General features: G+C 62.3%; 1 protein-coding gene and 1 pseudogene. Both read left to right on the top strand.

All coding sequences use genetic code 11. The annotated features are described in order from the left end of the window. Nucleotides 1–188, top strand: a pseudogene (locus ACTIGJ_RS19560) (IS21 family transposase); the annotation flags it as partial. Beyond that, a complete protein-coding gene (istB, locus tag ACTIGJ_RS19555) occupies nucleotides 181–996 on the top strand; it encodes an IS21-like element helper ATPase IstB (protein WP_439641992.1) in 816 nt (271 codons plus the stop codon). The pseudogene ACTIGJ_RS19560 and the gene istB, both read left to right, overlap by 8 nt. Nucleotides 997–1,005 lie beyond the last annotated feature (9 nt).

Below are 1,005 nucleotides of genomic sequence, written 5' to 3'. Positions count from 1 at the left end.
AGTCCGGGCGGGTGAGTGCCGAGCACGTGCTCAACGTGCTCTCTCGCCTGAACGAGCAGCGCGTGCCCGAGCCGCCGGTGGTCACGATGCTCACGCTCAACACGCCGCCACTGGCCAATCTGCAGCGCTATGACGGACTGCGCCATGCACAGCCTCATGAGGCATCGTCGGAGTCCGACCATGCATGAAATCATTGATGCCTTCAAAGCGCTGGGCCTGCACGGCATGGCCAGTGCCTGGCCAGAGGTGCTGGGCACCGCCCGCATGAAGTCGCTCGATCATGAGGCCGTATTGCACCAGCTCATCAAGGCCGAGACCGCGCAGCGCGAGGTGCGATCCATGGCCTACCAGATGCGCGTGGCGCGGTTCCCATCGCACCGCGATCTGGCCGGCTTTGACTTCGCCCACGCGCAACTCGATGAAGCGCTGGTGCGCCAACTACACACCCTGCGCTTCCTGGAGTCGGCTCACAACGTGGTGCTGGTCGGCGGCCCCGGCACAGGAAAGACACACCTGGCCACGAGCCTGGGGATCGAGGCGATCCGCATGCATGGCAAGCGGGTGCGCTTCTTCTCCACGGTGGAACTGGTCAACGCCCTGGAACTGGAGAAGGCGCAGAACAAGGCCGGTCAACTGGCACACCGGCTGATGTACGTCGATCTGATGATCCTGGATGAGTTGGGCTACTTGCCGTTCACGCAGTCGGGCGGTGCCATGCTGTTCCATCTGCTCTCCAAGCTCTATGAGAGAACGAGCGTGGTGATCACCACCAACCTCACCTTCTCGGAATGGAGCAGCGTCTTTGGCGACGCCAAGATGACCACCGCCTTGCTCGACCGCCTCACGCACCACTGCCACATCGTGGAGACCGGCAACGAGAGCTGGCGCTTCAAGCATTCCAGTGCCGCCGCCGCGGCACCACCAAGGCAACGAAACAAGGCTCAGAAAGGAGATCGAAAAACAGCCGACCCGATAGACTTATCCACACCCGAGTAGCCAGAAAAC

Origin of the sequence: Nevskia sp., from assembly GCF_051860985.1 — a bacterium.
GTDB lineage: Bacteria > Pseudomonadota > Gammaproteobacteria > Nevskiales > Nevskiaceae > Nevskia.
This window is presented reverse-complemented; position numbering and strand designations above follow the sequence as displayed.

Excerpts from the sequence above, each read along its gene's own strand:
- istB (WP_439641992.1), top strand. The coding sequence starts at position 181 with ATGCATGAAATCATTGATGCCTTCAAAGCGCTGGGCCTGCACGGCATG.